The sequence below is a fragment of the Algoriphagus jejuensis genome (genome assembly GCF_039523455.1).
In the GTDB taxonomy this organism is placed as follows: domain Bacteria; phylum Bacteroidota; class Bacteroidia; order Cytophagales; family Cyclobacteriaceae; genus Algoriphagus; species Algoriphagus jejuensis.
The window spans coordinates 66,042-85,862 of the sequence record NZ_BAAAFI010000007.1; the positions used below are offsets into that span (position 1 = coordinate 66,042).

18 protein-coding genes are annotated in these 19,821 nt (G+C 47.2%); 10 read left to right on the forward strand and 8 right to left on the reverse strand.

Annotated features, from left to right (window positions below):
- Positions 1-11 precede the first annotated feature (11 nt).
- Complete coding sequence (locus ABD031_RS08155) at positions 12-473, reverse strand: GNAT family N-acetyltransferase (RefSeq protein WP_343850194.1); 462 nt, start codon at positions 471-473, stop codon at positions 12-14.
- Positions 474-549: 76 nt separating this feature from the next.
- Here ABD031_RS08155 and ABD031_RS08160 point away from each other — a divergent pair, with 76 nt between their 5' ends.
- On the forward strand, positions 550-1,071 hold the full coding sequence (locus tag ABD031_RS08160) for a RidA family protein (RefSeq protein WP_343850195.1): 522 nt from the start codon (positions 550-552) through the stop codon (positions 1,069-1,071).
- A gap of 34 nt (positions 1,072-1,105) precedes the next feature.
- On the opposite strand, the gene ABD031_RS08165 is transcribed toward ABD031_RS08160, so the two are convergent.
- A complete protein-coding gene (locus tag ABD031_RS08165) occupies positions 1,106-1,696 on the reverse strand; it encodes a hypothetical protein (protein ID WP_343850197.1) in 591 nt (196 codons plus the stop codon).
- Between the two features lie 12 nt (positions 1,697-1,708).
- On the reverse strand, positions 1,709-2,197 hold the full coding sequence (locus ABD031_RS08170) for an RNA polymerase sigma factor (protein WP_343850199.1): 489 nt from the start codon (positions 2,195-2,197) through the stop codon (positions 1,709-1,711).
- A gap of 120 nt (positions 2,198-2,317) precedes the next feature.
- Here ABD031_RS08170 and ABD031_RS08175 point away from each other — a divergent pair, with 120 nt between their 5' ends.
- The 3 genes from ABD031_RS08175 to priA all read left to right on the forward strand — a co-directional run bounded on the left by ABD031_RS08175 (position 2,318) and on the right by priA (position 7,965).
- A complete protein-coding gene (locus ABD031_RS08175; RefSeq protein WP_343850201.1) occupies positions 2,318-3,292 on the forward strand; it encodes a GSCFA domain-containing protein in 975 nt (324 codons plus the stop codon).
- Positions 3,293-3,416: 124 nt separating this feature from the next.
- Positions 3,417-5,441, forward strand: coding sequence for a thioredoxin domain-containing protein (locus ABD031_RS08180; protein ID WP_343850203.1), 2,025 nt, complete (start codon positions 3,417-3,419; stop codon positions 5,439-5,441).
- Positions 5,442-5,445: 4 nt separating this feature from the next.
- The gene (gene priA, locus ABD031_RS08185; RefSeq protein ID WP_343850205.1) at positions 5,446-7,965 is read left to right on the forward strand and encodes a replication restart helicase PriA; all 2,520 of its coding nucleotides are present in this window, start codon (positions 5,446-5,448) and stop codon (positions 7,963-7,965) included.
- Between the two features lie 217 nt (positions 7,966-8,182).
- Here the strand turns inward: priA and ABD031_RS08190 are convergent, their stop codons facing one another.
- Positions 8,183-10,513: a TIR domain-containing protein gene (locus ABD031_RS08190; RefSeq protein ID WP_343850207.1), complete on the reverse strand. Its 2,331-nt coding sequence runs from the start codon at positions 10,511-10,513 to the stop codon at positions 8,183-8,185.
- Between the two features lie 195 nt (positions 10,514-10,708).
- Positions 10,709-11,317, reverse strand: coding sequence for a Uma2 family endonuclease (locus ABD031_RS08195; protein WP_343850209.1), 609 nt, complete (start codon positions 11,315-11,317; stop codon positions 10,709-10,711).
- Between the two features lie 229 nt (positions 11,318-11,546).
- Here ABD031_RS08195 and ABD031_RS08200 point away from each other — a divergent pair, with 229 nt between their 5' ends.
- Both ABD031_RS08200 and ABD031_RS08205 read left to right on the forward strand, forming a co-directional pair.
- The gene (locus ABD031_RS08200) at positions 11,547-11,819 is read left to right on the forward strand and encodes a DUF6364 family protein (RefSeq protein ID WP_343850211.1); all 273 of its coding nucleotides are present in this window, start codon (positions 11,547-11,549) and stop codon (positions 11,817-11,819) included.
- Positions 11,803-12,129: a type II toxin-antitoxin system VapC family toxin gene (locus tag ABD031_RS08205; protein ID WP_343850213.1), complete on the forward strand. Its 327-nt coding sequence runs from the start codon at positions 11,803-11,805 to the stop codon at positions 12,127-12,129. Before ABD031_RS08200 ends, ABD031_RS08205 begins: the two co-directional genes overlap by 17 nt.
- A 134-nt stretch (positions 12,130-12,263) precedes the next feature.
- Here the strand turns inward: ABD031_RS08205 and ABD031_RS08210 are convergent, their stop codons facing one another.
- Complete coding sequence (locus ABD031_RS08210; protein WP_343850215.1) at positions 12,264-15,209, reverse strand: FAD-binding and (Fe-S)-binding domain-containing protein; 2,946 nt, start codon at positions 15,207-15,209, stop codon at positions 12,264-12,266.
- A gap of 211 nt (positions 15,210-15,420) precedes the next feature.
- Here ABD031_RS08210 and parS point away from each other — a divergent pair, with 211 nt between their 5' ends.
- Genes parS through ABD031_RS08230 form a run of 4 tightly spaced genes read left to right on the forward strand, consistent with a single transcriptional unit; the run spans position 15,421 to position 18,067 of the window.
- A complete protein-coding gene (gene parS / locus ABD031_RS08215) occupies positions 15,421-15,885 on the forward strand; it encodes a type II RES/Xre toxin-antitoxin system antitoxin (RefSeq protein ID WP_343850217.1) in 465 nt (154 codons plus the stop codon).
- A 5-nt stretch (positions 15,886-15,890) separates the two neighbouring features.
- Positions 15,891-16,355: an RES family NAD+ phosphorylase gene (locus ABD031_RS08220; RefSeq protein WP_343850219.1), complete on the forward strand. Its 465-nt coding sequence runs from the start codon at positions 15,891-15,893 to the stop codon at positions 16,353-16,355.
- A gap of 32 nt (positions 16,356-16,387) precedes the next feature.
- Positions 16,388-17,158: a YdcF family protein gene (locus ABD031_RS08225; RefSeq protein ID WP_343850221.1), complete on the forward strand. Its 771-nt coding sequence runs from the start codon at positions 16,388-16,390 to the stop codon at positions 17,156-17,158.
- A 24-nt stretch (positions 17,159-17,182) separates the two neighbouring features.
- Entirely contained in the window at positions 17,183-18,067 is an 885-nt protein-coding gene (locus ABD031_RS08230) for a DUF72 domain-containing protein (protein WP_343850223.1), read from the forward strand.
- 4 nt (positions 18,068-18,071) lie between these two features.
- Here the strand turns inward: ABD031_RS08230 and ABD031_RS08235 are convergent, their stop codons facing one another.
- Positions 18,072-19,373, reverse strand: a complete 1,302-nt coding sequence (locus ABD031_RS08235; protein WP_343850225.1) for a type II toxin-antitoxin system HipA family toxin — start codon at positions 19,371-19,373, stop codon at positions 18,072-18,074.
- Entirely contained in the window at positions 19,367-19,720 is a 354-nt protein-coding gene (locus ABD031_RS08240) for a helix-turn-helix domain-containing protein (protein ID WP_343850227.1), read from the reverse strand. Before ABD031_RS08240 ends, ABD031_RS08235 begins: the two co-directional genes overlap by 7 nt.
- Between the last annotated feature and the right edge of the window lie 101 nt (positions 19,721-19,821).

The window sequence follows — 19,821 nt, forward strand, 5'->3', positions numbered from 1 at the left end:
CAAACTACAACTCAAAGAGATCTCTCCATTTTGATATCGCAGCGTCCGTATGCTCCACATTCTAGGGTGACTTTTTGAAAACCAAGTCGTTCATACACGATTAATGCAGGCAGCAGTTTGGTACTGGAATACAGCACCATCCTTTTATATCCCATCGCCTTTGCGACAGCCATAATCGCATTTCCCAGCGCCTGGCCAGCGCCCTTTCCCTGAGCCGCCGGATTCACGCCCATTTTCACCATCTCACAGGTTAATTCACCCTTCGGGATCAGGCCGACTGTTCCTATTATTTCATTCTCTAATTTTACAAAAAGTATCGCTCCACCCTTTGCCAAAATCGTCTCCTCCGGATGCTCCAACTGGTCTATATCAAAGGGTTCCAAGGAAAAATAATGACTGACCCAAGCTTTGTTGATTGACTCAAAATAAGGCTTCAGGTCGGACGAAAAGGGGATTATTTCAACGGATGACATAAAAGTGATTTAAAAGAACTACCAAAAATAGCAAGAATAGACTAGCTTAGAAAAGCCATCCATCACACCATCAGCTATGAAAAAATCACTTCTGACTTCCCTCGTCCTGCTAGTCGGCGTATTCTTCTTTTTTGCAAATGCACAGACTCCCGAAGAAAAAATCAAAGAACTCGGCCTGGAAATCCCGGAGGTCAGTCTGCCCATCGCCAACTATGTGAAATGGAAACAGGTGGGCAACATGCTCTACTTGTCCGGGAGCGGCCCCAAGATCCTGGGCAAAGTAGGCACCGACCTGACCACTGAGCAAGGGTACGAAGCGGCAAAAGAAACCGGATTGGGTATCATCGCAGTCTTGAAAGCTGCCACGGGTGGAGATCTCAGCCGCGTCAAGCAGTTTGTGAAAGTACTGGGAATGGTCAACTGCACTCCCGACTTCACCGCCCAGCCTGCGGTGATCAACGGCTTCTCGGATCTGATGGTCGCCGTGTTTGGAGAGAAGGGTAAGCATGCCAGATCCGCTGTGGGCGTGGGCTCTCTCCCAAACAATATGGCAGTCGAGATCGAAGTGATCGTAGAGCTGGTGGATGACAAAAAGTAGCAACCCACACCTTAATATCCCAGCAAATTGTGGCCTAGATATCTTTCAAAAGATCCTCCGATTGATCCATTACTTTCCGGTATCTTCTCAATACATATCTGGAGAAAAAGAACATAAACGCAAGCACAAAGGGAAGGAAAATCATCCAAAATTCGACTTCCATTAACTCATCCAACCTGTCCTGAATGTCCCCCAAGATCGGCACCAGAGTCAGCACCATCATGCCAGCCAGCCACACACCTACCTGTTGGACCCTCCAAAAGTTTCGCTTAGCCCGTCCAAATGCCTCAAGCATCTCCGCCGTCGAGAGATGATTGATTTGCAGCGATCTCAACCGGTAAACTGTAATCAAACTGGCCACAGGTATCAGCACCAAAAACACAATATCCAAGATGCCAAGTACCTGAAGAAGCCGCAAGTCGATCTTGTCAAATTGGAATATAAGATAGCCTGCGTAGCCAAAGCAAAACAGACTTCCAAACAGTTCCGGAATTCGGATCCCGTTCATCTTTCTTCTGAACTTGGTTTTGGTCATTTCCAAAAGGATGTCTTTTTGAATCCTATCTTGATTTTCCACTTTGACGCTCAGATTTTGCCAGAGCGATTTCATTTCATCGAGTTCCATTTCTGTGATAGTTTAGTTGGTTTGCACTCCCTTTTTGAGCTTTTCCCGGATTCGGGACATTCGGGTTCCGACATTACTGACACTGATCCCGGTGATTTCAGCGATTTCCTCGTAGGCTTTGCCTTCCAGAAAAAGGAAAATAATCCCCCGATCCAGGAGATTCAGTTTGCGGATTTCAGCATACAGTTGCTCTAGTTTCTCCTCCTCGTCCGAACTCATCTCCTCGGCAAAATCCAGCTTGGAGTCCGAAATCGAGACACCAATCGGTCGCTTATGTTTCTTGTTTAAGTGTGTGATTGCCGTGTTCATCCCAACCCGATATAGCCAAGTACTCGGCTTTGCGGCTTTTTTGAAGTAGTCAAAAGACTTCCACGTTTGGTACACGACCTCTTGATAAAGATCTTTCTGCTCCTCACGGTCGCTGGAATAGATAGTCGTGATCTTATAGATCAACCCCTGGTTGGTTTGGATGAGATGCACAAATTCTTCCTCCTTGGTCATTGATTTGGTTTTGTGGTATTAGTCTTTTGTCCGGGTAAAAAATCACAACCTCTCCAAAATATTTTTCAAAAACTACCCAGAAATAGCCAATTTCAAGCTCAGAACTCCCCAAAGTTGACCATGCGCTGGACGATAGATTTTCCGATTCCTGTTTCTGCAAGTAAGATTTCTCACGAAAGCAAAATCCTGAGCATGGGTTCCTGCTTTGCTCAGACGATCGGGCAAAAGATGCAGGACAGCAAGTTTGCCATCCTCGTCAATCCCTTCGGAACGATCTTTCATCCGCTCAATCTCGTGGACTTGATCAGCCTGAGCCTATCCGCCGAGCCGGTCGATGCAGCGAAAATTCTGGAACGGGACGGCTTATACCTACACTATCTGGCGCATTCCGACAACCGTGAAAAGTCGAGAGATGCACTGATCGGGAGCTTTCATACAAAACTCCAAGAAGTCCAAGCCACTCTCCTATCCGGCGAACTGCTGATCTTGACCCTCGGAACCGCCTGGATCTACGAGCACCAGACCCTGGGTCGCGTGGCCAATTGCCACAAGCAGCCGCAGAAGCTTTTCACCAAAAGACTCACAGAGCTGAAAGAAATGCAGGCGGAGATGGAAGCTGTTTTGGAAAAAATCCAGGCCCAAAACCCCAAGCTTCAGGTCATCCTCACCCTCAGCCCCGTTCGCCATATCAAGGACGGCGTCGCGGAAAACCAGCTGAGCAAAAGTCTCCTGCGCGTGCTCTGCGGCCGACTGGAATCGAAATTCGAGCAAGTCAGCTACTTTCCCGCTTACGAGATCCTGATGGACGAATTGCGGGACTATCGCTTTTACAAGTCCGATCTGATCCACCCGACCGAGGAAGCCGAAAACTACATCTGGGAGCGCTGGCAGGCGGTTCACTTTTCTCCCGAAACCCAAAAGAGCGTCGCCAAAATCGAGAAAATCAAGCTCGAACTTTCACACCGTCCTTTCAACCCAGCTACCGAAGCCCACCGCAAATTTCTCCAAAACCTCCTGGCCAAACTGGAACGATTGAATGCCGAATTTGATTTTTCTAAGGAGATCGAAGAAGTCAATCGTCAACTTCGTAAATAAATCCCCTGCCCCCTTTGGAAAAGGAGGAGCTTGCTTAAAACAACCTTATCGATTTATCTAGTTTTCCACCCGATCCCTGAGCTTGTCGAAGGGCAATTTTAAAATCTTCCAATTTTTCAATCCAATGAACCGTCTCTCCAATAGCCAAAGCCCCTACCTCCTGCAGCATGCCCACAATCCCGTGGACTGGTTTCCTTGGGGCCCGGAAGCCTTGAGCAAAGCCGAATCCGAAAACAAACCGATCCTGGTTTCGATTGGCTATTCGGCCTGTCACTGGTGCCATGTGATGGAGCGCGAGAGCTTTGAAGACCAGGCGACGGCCGAACTCATGAATGCGCATTTTGTCTGCATCAAGCTCGACCGGGAGGAGCGCCCCGACATCGACAACATCTACATGGATGCGGTGCAGGCCATGGGCTTGCAGGGCGGATGGCCGCTCAATGTCTTCCTGATGCCCAACCAGAAGCCTTTTTATGGAGGAACCTATTTCCCAAATACCCAATGGAAACAATTGCTCGCCAACATCGCGAATGCTTTTGAAAACCATGAGGATCAGCTGGCCGAAAGCGCCGAGGGATTTGGCAGGACGCTGAGCCGCAAGGAAACCGAGAAATACGGGATCTCGGGTGAGCCCGCCGACTTGGATCCCGATGATCTGGCCGAGGTCATCGCAAAGCTCTCCACGCAATTTGACTCCGAATGGGGTGGCATGAACCGGGCACCCAAATTTCCCATGCCGACTATCTGGGACTTTGTGCTGGATCTTGCCCTGCTTTCCAAAAATTCCGGCTTGCAGGAAAAGGTACTTTTCACCCTGAAAAAGATCGGCATGGGCGGGATTTACGACCACCTTCGCGGTGGCTTCGCACGGTATTCGGTCGATGGAGAATGGTTTGCACCACACTTTGAGAAAATGCTTTACGACAATGGGCAGCTCCTCGAACTCTACGCAAAGGCCTACCAAGTCAGCAAGGACCCGCTTTTTCTGGAAAAAATCACGGAAACCGTCAACTGGCTGGAAGCGGAAATGCTCCAGGAGGAAGGCGGCTTCCACGCAGCCCAGGATGCCGACAGTGAGGGTGTCGAAGGGAAATTCTACACTTGGACGTATGCCGAGCTGCAGGACTTAGTTGCTGATGAATTGCCTTGGCTAAGCAAACTCTATAATCTGAAACCGGGCGGAAACTGGGAAGATGGGGTAAACATCCTCTTCCAAACCCAATCCTACGCCGAGGTCGCTTCCGAGTTCAATAGGAAAGAAAGCGAGCTGATCGAAAAGCTGAATGAAGTCAAAAGCAAGCTGCTTCAAGTCAGGAATCAGCGGATTTTCCCCGGAAAGGATGACAAGATCCTTGCTGGATGGAACGGACTGATGTCCGCTGGATTGATTCAGGCCTACCATGCGACGGGCGAGAAACGCATGCTGAAGCTGGCCTTGGACAATTTGGCCTTTATCCGGAAAAGGATGCTCGTCGAGGGCATCCTACATCGCTCCTACAAAAACGGCCAGGCCTATACCCCGGCCTTTTTGGAAGACTATGCGGCGGTCATTCGCGCTGCTTTGATGGCCTGTGAAGCTACCGGAGACGCCGCTTGGATGAACTTCGCAAAAGAGCAAACCGACTTCTGCCTAGCTCAATTTTATGATGAAAGCGATGGCTTTTTCTTTTTCAACAACCCCAGAGCCGAAAAACTGATCGCCAATAAAAAAGAGCTTTTCGACAACGTGATTCCCGCTTCCAATTCGATTATGGCACGGAATCTTCATAGGCTTTCGCTTCTCACCTACGAAGAGCGCTATGCGGAAGTAGCTCGGAAGATGCTCGGAGGCATGAAGGAACTCGTACTTCGGGAGCCGGGCTTCCTTTGCAATTGGGCGCATTTGCTGCTGGAACTGGTCGCGCCAACTGCGGAAATTGCGATCGTCGGCACCGGTGCCGAGGCGATGGCAAAAAGGCTTCAACAAGCCTATGTCCCCAATTCGGTGATTGCGTGGTCTGAGACTGCGACAGAAAATGTCCCGCTTTCCCAAGGCAAAACGCCCGATTCGGCGGGAAATGCTTTAATTTATGTTTGTTTTGACAGAGCATGTCGCCGCCCGGTTAGCACCCTCAGCGAAGCGGTAGCTCAATTACCTTATTTGGCCTGAATTGGTGGAAAGTCTCTTTGCAGAACAGGATTTTTTGGAGAAAAACAGCGGAAACAACTTCGCCGACATCATCCTGCCCGTGCCGATTCCGCGGATGTTCACCTACCAGATTCCTCCCCTGCTGAAGCCGCAGATCCAGATCGGCCAGCGGGTGATCGTGCAGTTTGGGAAGAAAAAAGTCCTCACCGGCATCGTCGGCAAGGTGCACAACAAGCCGCCTCAGGCCTACGAGGCCAAGCCCATCCTCGACATTCTCGACGATCAACCCAGCGTCAATCCGCTGCAAATCCGCTTTTGGGTGTGGATGGCAGCCTACTACTTCTGCCACATCGGCGAGGTGATGTTTGCAGCTTTACCTTCTGGACTTCGGCTTTCCTCCGAAAGCAAAATCCAGCTCAACCCCAATTTTGACACCGAAACCAGCAAGTATCCGCTGGACGTACGCGAGGAAAAAATCCTCGAGGCGCTCGAACATAAGCCGGAGCTCAGCTACGAGGATTGCGAAAAGATTCTGGGTGTAAAGACCATCCATCCCATCCTAAAAAGTCTGGTAGCCAAAGAAGCCATCCTGATTTTCGAGAAAGTTCAGGAAAAATACACACCAAAGGTCGAGACGAGAATCAGACTGACCAAAGAGATTTCGGAGAGCAAATCCGCCTTGGAAGCGGTCTTTGAAGGAGTCGCAGGAAAACCCAAACAGGAGTCCATACTCCTGAAATTTCTGCGGGACGTTCCTGTTTTTCAAAAACCGAAACTGAACGAAAAAGGAGTCGATAAGGCCACGCTTTTGGAAGAGGGTGACTCCGAAAGCTCGCTTAAAACCCTGATTAAAAACGGCGTATTTGAGTCCTTCAAGCATGTCGTAAACCGTATAGATGATGAAAAGGCCGTCCGGGAAGCCTACGAGCTCTCCAGTTCCCAAGCGACGGCTTTCGAAGAAATCAAAACCCACTTCGAAAGCAAGCAAAGCGTCCTGCTGCATGGCGTCACCGGCAGCGGCAAAACGGAAATCTACATCAAGCTGATCCAAGAAGTGATGGAAAGTGGCTCACAGGTTTTGCTTCTATTGCCTGAGATCGCTCTGACCACACAGATCGTCAGTCGCCTCAAAAAAGTCTTCGGCTCACAGATGGGTGTCTATCACTCCAAATATTCCGACAACGAACGGGTTGAGGTTTGGAACGGGGTTTTGAGTGGCCGGTTTTCATTTGTAGTTGGCGTTCGATCTTCCATCTTTCTGCCTTTTGACAGCCTCGGCTTGCTCATCGTGGACGAAGAGCATGAGCCCAGCTACAAGCAGTTTGATCCGGCGCCTAGGTTTCATGCACGGGATGCGGCGACGATGCTGGCGTATTTTCATCAAGCCCGCACACTTTTGGGCTCGGCCACGCCCTCGTTTGAATCCTATTTCAATGCCACTCAGGGCAAGTATGGCTATGTGGAGATCAACCATCGATTTGGTGATGCCCGCATGCCGGAATACCATTTAGCCGATCTCTCGGCAGATAGAAAGAAAAACCTGCTCAAACTGGACTCTACCCGCATGATGCGTGAGAAAATCCAGGCGGCACTGGACAAGCAACAACAAGTTTTGATCTTCCAAAACCGCCGCGGCTACTCCCCCTATATCCAATGCGAAGACTGCGGTTGGACAGGACAGTGCGTGCAATGTGACGTTAGCCTTACCTATCACCAATTTGCGGAGGAGATGCGCTGCCATTACTGTGGGTACAAGGAGAAAGTGCCTCAATCCTGTCCTGCTTGCGGGAGCACACAGCTCACCACGATGGGAATGGGCACCGAACGGATCGAAGAATGCTTGAGCTTGCTTTTCCCGGAAGCCCGCATGGGTAGGATGGATCTGGACACGACCCGAAACAAATACGGCTACCAGCGGCTTCTGGACGAGTTTGGAGCCGGGCAGATCGATATCTTGGTGGGAACACAGATGATCACCAAAGGCTTGGACTTTGGCAAAGTCACCGTCGTGGGCATCTGGGATGGGGACCGGATCTTGAATTTCCCTGACTTCCGGGCCGGAGAAAGAGCCTATCAACAGATCACCCAAGTCGCCGGTCGAGCCGGACGACGGGATATCAAAGGCCAAGTCGTGATCCAATCCAGAAACCCCGACAACGAGCTTTTCGAAAAGGTGATTCGGGGCGAATACTATGAGTTTTTCCGACAGGAAATGTTTGACCGGAAGAAATTTTACTATCCTCCTTACGTCAAGCTGGTCAAGATCACCACCCGCCACGCCGACTTCAAGGTCGCTGAAAAAGCCGCCCATGCACTACATCGGGAGATGGCAACGATTCAGGCCAAGAAAATCGTCTTGGGACCGGAGAAAGGAATCATCGCCCGGATCAAAAACCAGTATCAATATGAGAGTATGATCAAGCTAGATCGAGGCGGGAATACTCTGGCTATCTTCAAAGAAAACCTGGCCAAGATCCTGGAAGAGCTTCAATCACGACCAGAATTCCGGTCAGTAAGGTGGGTGGTGGATGTGGATCCGAGTTGAGGCAAGCGATTCAGGGAACAAGATTCTAAACGACGAATCGGGAGTGTCTAAAAAAAACGGACGATTGATCGTCCGGTCTTTCTAGTCTTGAGTAACTGTTTTTCGCTTAACCATAGGTGGTGATTTAGAAGCACTTCAATGGCATTGATTGCCTCAAAAGCTTAATTTGACCACTACCAGCCACTCTCTGTAGCCACTAGTAGCGGTTGGCATTTATTTATTCAAATTCAATCAAGTCGGGATACTTCTTCATCAACTCCTCAATTTCGAACATCATATTTTTTCTTTTGTATATTTCAAAAAGTGCTCTAAATGCAAAATAATTATTAGAATTAATTTTTAAGGATTCAGTTAATGAAGTTATAGCTTTTTGTGAATCATTCCTTATATAAAAGTCAAATTCAGCCTGCATTTGTCTATAGACATCTGCTGCTTTTTTATCCAAACTTTTAGAAGCATTCTCAAGAAGCTCATTAATTTTATTTAAATCGAATTCAGTCTTTTCAATTTTCTTAATTAAGCATGTAAAATAAGCTTGAATATGAAGAATATTTGTTCTGAAACGATTGTAATTATCTTTTGCCCATCCAAGAGCTTTCATATATTCACCTTTTCTCAGATATACATTCACAAGCTCCCGCTTAGTCCTTGAGTGATTTTCATCAATATCTAAAACTTCGAGAAAATGACTTTCTGCCTCATCCATCTTATCCCCATTTCTATAATAAAATCCTAAAAGAAAATGATAATCAATTTGAGACTCATCATCTTGGTTGTTAAAATATTTAATCTCATCAAATAATTTCTCATTCTGTTTTCGACAATACGCAAGGCAAAGCCATATTCTAGTCTCTCGAATAATTTGAAAATCAAATTTATCTTCGTTTTCAAGCAGCTTAACGCAAAGCTGGACTACAGTTTTATATTGTCGATCATTATACTCTTTAACAATTGACTTGAGAACAAAGGATGGAATAAGATATTTGGACGGTATACTTCTTCCTTCTTTAATCATTGTTTCCAAAGTAAATAAAAACTCAGAATAATCGGAACTTTCTGTCAACTCAAGTGGCTTCTGAATAGCTTCCTTTGCGACTTCTCTAATTCTTTCACTAGTGGATTTATCAAGCTCCAATTTAGACCTGTTTATGTAATCCGAAATAGATGTATTTAGCTTTAAATAATCGTGAGTCGAGCTAACGGAAAAAAACAATGTTAAATCAAAAAGACGCTGAATGGATTTGTAAACAGCCTCTCTTTCGCCAAATATTTTAAAAACCAAGTCGTAACTAATTATTTCAAATTTAGAAAGCGCTATTAACATTTGCCTACTTAACAAATCGTCTTTCAAAAATTCTAAGATGGACAACGCCCTAAGTTCATCAAACTCTTCAATGTCATTAACATAAGTTTTCGCGTCTATAACACCGATGCTATCTATTAAGTTTGCCGCATAAATAATTTGCCCGGGAATCCCTTTGAGATATTGTAGAAAAAACTTAATATCCTCAGACTTAATACTTTGTCTTATAATGCTTAGATATTGAATAAAAAATGTTTGTGTATCCTCTTGGGAAAGCTCATTTACTTGAAAATTAAGCACATTTCCGAGTTTTTTAATATTTGGTCCGTATGGCTTAAATTTTGAAATTAAACAAATACAGACTTGGTTTTTCAATTCCGGCGCAGAAATTATATCCTTAAACCATCCAACTAATGTATGATTTGGCAGAACAATACTCCCTTCATCTATTACAAATAGTATTTCACCAGTCTCTACGAATTTTTTTATATATTCTCGGCCAAGCTCAATTTTTGACTGTAGACTTTCATTTGCAAAATTCTTTTCAAAAATCTCAGGAGTTAGCTCAACAAAATTGAGTTTATAGAGAAAGTCTTCAATACTCTCTTTTGTACCAATTGAAAGTGGAATTGGCTCATACCATTTATCTATAATCCGTGTTTTATTTAATCCATTTTTTAAGAAAGTCCGTCGACCCATTCCTTCAAAGAAGCTTGATGCAATGATACAAGTTGGTTTAGTATTTTCAATATTGATCATTTTTCTTTCAAACTCTTGCATAATGTCGTTACGCCCGACAAACAAGTCATTAATTTCTCTTAGGTGAGCAAACTGCTTGAAATTACTTTCTCGTAATAACTGTCTAATTTTTTTAAGGATAATAACCTCATTATCAAAATATCTTAAATTATATGGTTTTCTAATCCAGTCCGGTATACGCTCGTCCGAATGGTGAATTGATTTATCAATTATTAGTGGGAATATTCTATCAATTCTTTTGTCCGTCGATAGGATTTTAGCTTGAATAATCTCTCTTTCAATCCATTCAGATTTTAAAGCAGTTTCAGAAATAAAAAGGACAAAAACATCTGTATCAGCTAACCCCTTAAAGATTTCGTCTAATGTAAGTTTTCCTGCTTCGAATGTAAATTTATCGTAGTGACAATTGTTTTTTCCAAGTTGAGTTGCAATTTTCTCGACTAGCTCCTTGTCTTTGCTGCTATGAGATAAAAATGCTTTTGCCATTTTGTCTTGATTTATTATTTACGTTACGTGTCTACACGTTTGCTACCAAAACATAAAATAGGTGCAATTGCTCAATCCCCGTAGTATGCCCTGAATCTACTAGAAACTTTTCTTTTTAAAAAGACAGGTTTCATTTTTTGCATTGTAAAATACCAAAAAGCCAGCTCGTCTCCGGAAACCCGCCTTGTTCCGACCCTAAAAAATCTCCTCTAAATCCAGTGAAAAGCCGGGCAGTACCGTGGAGGTAACCCGGTCGCCGGAGGTAAAAAGTCGGGAAGGCTGAAATCTCCCTTCGACCAAGGTGTAGATCAAAAGAGTGCAATCCGTAGGATGTACGATCCAGTACTCACGCACGCCAAACTCCTCGTACAAGTCGTATTTGTTTTGGAGCTCGACCCGGCTATTTCCCGGCGAAATGATCTCCACGATCAAATCCGGAGCACCAAAACAGCCCCTGTCATCCAGTTTGGAAGGATCGCAGATCACAGAAATATCGGGCTGGACGACAGAATCGATCTTTGCAAACTCAGGATTTCTTGAAAACCTGACGTCGAAGGGAGCTGGATAAACCTTGCAGGGATGTCCGTTTAGAAAACCCCAAATCTTTGATGTTAAGTTGACGGAAACCTCCTGATGCCGGCGACTAGGAGCGGCAGCTTTTCTAAAAACTTTCCCTTTGATCAATTCGACGATTTCTTCAAAGTCCCATCTGAGGTAATCCGCATAGGAATAGGCTGCCCGCTCTGACTCCTCGAACGTATCCAAATTGAACTTTTCCTTCTGGGGGATTCTATATTCTTTCATGGCCGAACTCTTCTGGTTAACCTCTTCTCCCGAATTTAACTATAAATCAAATGCACCGTACCTTTCTTCAAAATCGAGCAAAGAAATCTTGTCGCTCTGAGGCAAGGAACTGAGACTCGTTTTGTCGGATTTCTTTTGATTTCCGCCTCACACATTCAGTTTCGTGGCCCTGCGAGCCGGAACCAAAAACAGCGAACTATGCGTATATTCAAGACACAATGCGCATACCATGAAGAAGCGGCTCAACATCACGATCGAGGAAGACTTACTGGAGAAAATCAAGGAATACGCTGAAACCAAGGAAAGAAGCGTTTCTGACTTGGTTCAAGACCACTTTCGCACTCTACTCAAGCCCCCCGCTACCTTGCCAAATGGCATGACGCTGGTAGACTACATGAAGTCTTTGCCAAAATCCAAGGTAGAATTCCCCGAGGATTATGACTGGAAGGAAGAGTACTACAAGGCGAAAGCAAAAAAATGGGGTTATGAGGATCTTCTTTGATGTCAATACGATCCTCGACTTTTTCCTCGAAAGAAGCCCCAATCAATCGGTCGTAAACTCACTTTTCGAAAAATTAGACCAAGGCAAAATCACAGGTTTTATAACAATTTCAGTGATCCAGACCTGCTCCTACTATTTAGCGCAAGCCAAAGGAACTCAAGTTACCAAGGAAATCGTCGGAATCATCTGTCGTAAATTTCAGCTGATCGAGGGGACAAAAATGGACGTAATGAGCGCCGTGGAATCATCGCATGACGATATCGAGGATGCCATCCATTTTTTCACCTGCCTTTCAAATGGCATCCAATGAATCGTCACAAGCGATAAGGAATTTCTCAAAATGGCTAAGCCCCATCTCCCCATCGTCACGCCTCTCGAACTGATCTCATCCCTCCAATAGCCGACAGCGCAATTTCAAACCTCGAATTTCAACCCTCAAATCCTCTAAACATTCAGCGCTTCCCAGAGAATCTCCACCGGATGTTTCGCCTTTCGGCCTGTGCCGTCGGCAATCTGGTGACGACAGGAAGTTCCAGGAGCCGCAATCAGGGTGTCCGCTTCTGCTTTTCTCACCTCCGGGAACAGCACCAGTTCCCCGACCTGCTGGGAGACCTCATAGTGCTCGGCCTCATAGCCAAAGCTTCCGGCCATGCCACAGCAACCACTCGGGATATTTTCCACGCTGTAATTCACTGGAAGCGATAGGATTTTTTGAGTCCAGATCACAGACGAAAGCGCTTTTTGGTGGCAATGTCCGTGCAGCTTGATTTTCTGGGGCTTCGAGGTAAACTGTTCTGCTTTGATATTGCCGGCAGCAGCCTCTTGGGCCAAAAACTCGTCGATCAGCTTCACATGAAATTTAAGCTTCTTCGCTGCTTCGACCAGTTCCGTGCCGACAATCCTCGGATATTCATCCCGGAAACTTAGAATTGCCGAAGGCTCCAAGCCAATCAATGGGGTATTTCCATCAATCAATTTGGCAAAGATCTTCACATTGGCTTCCGCATGCTTTTTGGCTTTTGGCAATAGGCCTTTGGAGAGGGCAGATCGACCACTTTCCTCATGATCCACGATCTTCACCTCGTAACCCAATTTCTTCAGAAGTGAAATGGCTTTGATGCCTATTTGGGTATCGTTGTGGTTGGTAAATTCATCAACGAAGAAATAGACCGACTTGATTGGTTTGGCTGCACCCGGCAAAGTCTCATAATTTCGTTTGTACCATTTCCGTAGACTGATCGGGCTGATTTCCGGCAAATTCCGGTCTGGAGCCACATTAAGGATTGACTTCATCCAGCCGCCGGTGAGCGAATTGTTCAGGAAGAAATTAGACACCCCTGGCATCATAGCCCCGAATTCATTCAGCTCATTGATGTAGGCAAAAGCCTTGGAGCGCAATGGTACGCCGTTGGTTTTTTGGTACTGATAGAGGAACTCCGCCTTCATGCTGGCCATGTCCACGTTGGACGGACACTCGGCCGTACAGCCTTTGCAGCTGAGGCAAAGATCCATCGCCTCCTTGATCTCCGGATGGTCAAAGGCATTTTCCTTATTGTCCAAAGTCAAAAACTCCCGAAGTGTATTGGCCCGCCCACGTACTGCATCGCGCTCGTTTCTCGTCGCCATGTAAGAAGGACACATCGTCCCGCCAGAACCTGGCAATTTGCGGCAATCGCCGGAACCGTTACACTTTTCAGCCAAGCGAAGAATTCCGCCGACGGATGAAAAGTCTATCATCGTTTTATGCTCCGGCGTCTTCATTTCCGGCTCATAGCGCAGGAATTTATTCATCGGAGCGGCATCCACGATCTTTCCGGGATTGAAGATATTTTTGGGATCCCAGGTGTACTTGATTCTTCGGAAAAGCTCATAGTTTTTTTCTCCGACCATCAGCGGGATAAAAGCCGCACGAACGCGTCCGTCTCCATGTTCGCCGGAAAGCGATCCCTGATATTTCTTGACCAATTTGGCCGAAGCCAAAGAGATCTGATAAAACTCTTCTACGTCTTCCGCCTTTTTCAAATCCAGAATCGGGCGCAGGTGGATCTCACCGGCACCGGCGTGGGCATAGTGAACAGGCTTCTGCTTAAATCCAGCCATCATTTCATCCACATCGTCGATGTAGTCAGCCAAATCCTCTATGTCAACCGCCGTATCTTCGATACAAGCTACCGCTTTGGGATCGCCGGGGATATTTCCCAAAAGCCCCAGACCTGCCGCTCGAAGTGCCCAAGCAGAGGCAACCTTTGCAGGCTCGATGATCGGATAGGCATAGCCATATCCTCCAGCCTTTAGATCTGCAACCAGCGCCTCTCCTTTCGCCATCGCTTCCTCCAGGGTTTTTCCCCGAAACTCAATCATCAGCAGCGCCTCGGGATCCCCCTCGACGAAGTAGCGGTTTTTGGAGTATTCGATGCTTTCTTTGGTACAGTCCAGGATGATCTTGTCCATCAATTCCACTGCGGTGGCTGGATGCTTCATCGCGACTTGGGAAGACTTCATACTCTCATGGATGGTATGAAAATGCGCTGCCACCACAATCTCCACCGGATCGGGAAGCGGATCGAGGCTGATTTTGATTTCTGTGGTGAAAGCTAAAGTCCCCTCCGAACCGGTCAGCAGCTTGCAAAAGTTGAATTTCTCCTTGCCTTCAAACAGCTCGGACTTCAGCAGTTCATCTACCGCATAGCCCGTATTTCGACGGTGAATCGATTTTTTCGGAAACTGCGCATGGATCTCCCCCCGGGTTTCCGGGTTGTTGAGTTCGTCAAAGAGCTGTCGATACAGCTGTCCTTCGAGATTTTGCTGACCGCATTTCCGGTCAAAGACATCCTGTGTGATTTCCCCAAAAACAACTTCGCTGCCGTCACTCAAAATGGTATTGAGGGAGATCACCTTGTCCCGGGTGACGCCGTAGACAATCGATGTGGTTCCAGAGGAATTATTTCCCACCATCCCACCGATCATCGCGCGGTTGGCGGTAGAAGTGATCGGGCTGAAGAATAAGCCGTGAGGTTTTAAGTATCGATTGAGTTCATCTCGCACCACTCCCGGCTGCACGCGCACCCAGCGTTCTTCTTTGTTGAATTCGAGGATTTGGGTGAAAGTCTTGGAGACATCCACGACGATGCCATTACCGACGCATTGCCCTGCGAGCGAAGTGCCAGCCGTCCGAGGAATCAGCGAAGTGCCGTTTTCATTGGCAAATTGGATCAACTTCTGGATATCGGCAACCGATTGGGGGAAAGCCACAGCCAGCGGCATCTCGCGGTACACGGAGGCATCGGTGGCGTACAGGGTTTTGGTCAATCGATCCACATGGAGCTTTCCTTCCAGTTGGGTGGACAGGGTCTGCAACAAAGGCAATAGGTCAGGCTGGCTTGAACTCATGCCCAAAAATAGCTTTCCCCACCAGATTAAGGAAAAGTCACGGGAAAAGAATTTTTACTTAAAAACGGCTGGGCAAACAGGCAATCCTTCGTCCAATTTCAATTTGGGAAGTCTATTTTATGGAAACAAAAGATCCAAAGGCTCGAAAAACAGCATTGATTCCAGCCCCATTTTTGCTACATTCGTATCAATTGATAAAATATACTATCAAATGATACTCGAAACGGAAGATTATCAGACCTCAGCCCACTACAAAAAGCTGGTTCAAATCCTCGGAAAAAGGGCAATGCAATGGCAAATCCGAAACTCATTTGACTTCATAGCCATAGCCACCGACGGAGTAGATGCGCAAATTATCGAGAATTTCTGGACACACTTCGAATTGTCCAAGGCTGAAACCTCCAAACTTCTAAACATATCCGAGCCGACCATCTATCGCTGGACAAAATCAGGGAAAAAGCTAGATCGAAATTATTCGATACAGATTTTTGAACTCACTGACCTTTTCTTGTATGGTCAGGAAGTATTCGAAAGCCAGCATAATTTTTTCCAGTGGCTGGAAATGCCGAATATGGCCTTGGGAGGATTTGAACCGAGGGAAATTTTAGAAATTCCCGGAGGCCTTTCGAAGGTGCGGGACCTTCTGGGACGCATCGACCATGGCGTGTTCAGTTGATTGAGATGGTAGTCTATAGGCTTACAAAATCAAAATACGCAGGAGACATCTCAGGAACGGGTGCCGCCATCCATCCCGGAAGGTGGAACAGAAAAGGCAGTCCGGTATTGTATACAGGCGTCAATCCAGAAATCGCTCTTCTGGAGACCATTGTACACCTCCCGCCCATGCTTTCCCCCCCTTTGGACATGCTTACGCTGGAAATTCCCGACAATTCAACACTGACACTTCAGGACTCGGATCTTCCTGCCAATTGGTCAACTTATCCAGCACCTACCGTCCTTTCAGAAATTGGCCAGCAATGGATTGAAAATGGAAAACAACTAGCTCTCCAAGTCCCAAGTTGCATCGTCAAAACCTCATCGATATTGATACTCAACTGCCAGCACCCGAAATACGCCGAAGTAAAAATTCTTGAACGAAAAGCCTTTCTACTCGATCCGAGACTTATCAAACAGGCGATACGCTAAGTCCCACTCGCCCCAAAAAGCCCATCCACCTCATGTTCTTCTACCTTTCCCAATTTCTGAGCTTTCTGGCCATGCCGCTGACTATCGTTCTGGTGCTGATCGTGGCTGGAGCATTTTTTATCAAAAGGAAATGGGGAAAGAAAAGTCTGTGGGCAGGAATCGGACTACTGTTCTTCTTCACCAACCCCTTCCTTTCCAATCTCGCACTGCTGGCTTGGGAACCCAATTTCAAATCTTTCGAAGAAATCAAAACACACGAAATCGGCATTGTCCTCACCGGCGTGACCAACCTGGACAAAACCGCCTTCGATCGGACTTTTTTCAACAAAGGAGCCGATCGCATCACCCATGCACTCCAGCTTTACCGCATGGGCAAGATCAAAAAAATCCTCATCACGGGCGGTCAGGGCCTCAATCCAGTCAATCCACAATCTGAAGCAGAGCTGCTCGAGCGTTTCCTACTCATGGCAGGAGTGCCCCAAGCCGATATTTTGATCGAAGACCAAAGCAAAAACACCCCGCAAAACGCCCAATTCACCAAGGCTTTTTTGGAAAAAAAGGGAATCGACACAGATCAGGAATTTATTCTGATCACCTCGGCTTTTCACATGTATCGGGCCAAGGGATGTTTTGACAAAGTGGGCTTAAAAACCCTGACTTTTCCCACGGATTACTACTCCCACGATGTAAAGTACGACCTTCCCTCTTTGCTTTTCCCAGATCCATTTTCCTTGGAATATTGGACAAAACTCTTCAAAGAATGGCTTGGAATTGCGATGTACCAAGTCGCTGGATATATTTGAGGACAACTTTTAACCTTCCAAAAAATGAAATTCGGAGCCGTCGATAACCCAGAAGCCATTGATTTTACACTGCCCGCAGACCATCCTGACACCAAACGGGTGCTCTCCGAGTACAAATCGGTCGATGCTCCCTTTGAGGTCTTTGTCGGCTGTGCCAAATGGAACAAAACCGACCTCAAGGGATTTTACCCAAAGGGCACCAAAGATGAACTCGCCTATTATTCCCAGCAGTTTAACTCCATCGAACTCAACTCGACACACTACGGGGTGCCAAAAAACGAGCAGGTCGTCATTTGGAAGGAAAAGACGCCGGCAGACTTCAAGTTTTTCCCAAAAATCCCACAGACAATCAGCCATTTCAAACGTCTGATCGAAGTGAAGACCGAGGTAGACAATTTTGTCGCCACCATGAGCCACCTGGACGAAAAGCTCGGAATGATCTTCCTGCAGGTCCATGACAATTTCCAGCCCAAGGACATGAGCCGGGTGGAGCGTTTCGTTTCGGAATTCCCAAAGGATGTCCCGCTGGCTATCGAAGTCAGAAACAAGACTTGGTTTGAGGGCAAAGCTGCAGACGAGTTTTACAAGATCCTTCAGAGCTATCACGTCTCCAATATCATCGTGGATACCGCCGGCCGTCGGGACATGCTGCACATGCGCCTGTCGAGCGAGGAGGCTTTTGTGAGGTTTGTGGGAGCCAATGTCGCCAGCGATTATACAAGGCTGGATGATTGGGTGGACCGCATTGCCGATTGGAAAGAGCAGGGACTTCAGAAGCTCTATTTCTTTGTCCACCAAAACATCGAGGAAGCCTCTCCGCTGCTATCCGCCCATTTTGTCAAAAAGATCAACGAGCGACTCGGACTGACGCTGCGGATCCCGAACGATCCGTCAAACTTGCTTCACTGATCGGTTAGGCCAGTAGGGTCTTCTTGATCGAGTCTCGCAGGGAAACTTCGACATGCACTTCCTCGGCAAAGTCCGCCCACCGCTGTACGGCGGATCGCACTTGGGTGATTTTGTCTTGGGGCTTTTTGATATTCATCTTTTGGGCTACTTCCAAAAAGTCGGCATCGGCGATCCCTTCTCGCTTGCCGTTGACCATCAGCGACTGCGCGCTCACCCACAGACTGCCCGGCCGATAAGCATGGCAGATATCGTAGGCCGGTGAAAGCCGCCACTTCCCGTCGCGGTCCATGAGAAAAGCAAAGTTTTTGGTATGGTCGTCGCAATTGCGAGCCAGAACATTGAACACCATCCTGACAAACATCTGCTCTGCCTCCGGGTAAGGCAAACGAAGCATTCGCATGGTCTCGAACACCTGCTCGTAGCTATAGTAGCCGACTTGGTTGAAGTCAAAATGCCGTAGTCCGCAGAGGCTCTGCATGTGGATCTTGTCCCCCGCATCCGTCCGGTCGAAACGCTTGGTCATGAAGTGCGCCCGACCGTTTTCTTCCAGAATGCGGCACTCATTCATCTCTATCCCTGCCTCCCTCGCCATCAGGTAGTAGGCCATTTCCACTCGACCGTAGCCGGCTGTCGCTCCAAACTGCGAATCGTGTACCCCGTCGAACTTGATGATCCAATAGGAGAAACCCTCCGGAGCCTGCACCTGGCCACTTTTCACCTCGCCAGTCGCAGGATTGAAAGCAATGACCGCTTTGGCTCTAGCTCCACCCGCAGAAGTGCCAATCTTGAGGATATCCGCCAGAGCTGACTCCTCATCGTGGGATAGATCACTCGTGAAGCCTTCTTTGGAGTTCAGCACTTTGGAGGCTATTTCCACGAGGCTTTCCATCTCCAACGTACTTGCTCCGGAAGATTCCGGTCGCAAAGACGGCTTGATTTCCAATGCGCCAACGCCTCTTGTCCCGATAAAGCAAAGTAATTCAACCGGATTCAGACTGTCAGCTGGCCGACCATTCTGAACCAGCCATGCATTGATCAGCTGATTGCCGTACTTATCTGGCAGCATATCAGCTAAAAGCCCCGGAAGCCCCTTGAAGGTATTAAAAGCATCGCTCCTTCCCCTCCGGGTCTCGGGAAAAGAATACAAACGCCCCCCCTGCGCCAAGGGCATCAGCGCGGGCGATATATCCAAGCCCGAACGCAGAAAACCCCGGTCAAACTCAAAACTGGCCAGTTGCTGTGATTCATCCCACAACACACCTCCAGCCAGCTTGTCCCAAAGCCAGATCTCGGCAGAGACTACCATTCGGAACGAGGATTTTCGGCAGCCATATCTGTATTGCGGACGCGCTGGCGCTCATGCTTCTTTTGGAGCTTAATGTACTCGAGAGGACTGATCCGCTGCCCCACCTCGAAAGCCTCAAAAATCGCCAACTCATCCAACACCCGCAGAACTTGGATCAGCGTGATCAGATTCACCTTTTCACCGCGCTCCAACAGACTCAACGTGGATCGGCTGATCCCCGCCTCATACGCCAAAGTATCTTGGGTCTTATTGAGATCGATTCGCTTCTTTTTGACGAAGCCCCCGATCTTATGGATAATAGCAGCATCGGATAATTGAGCGATGTTCATGACTTTATTTTCATTCATTAACACTCAAATATACCATTATTGAATGAATTTTCATACAAATTTCTCAATCTTCAAATGTTTCTTACGATATTCAAATTACGAATGATTTATCATTCTTA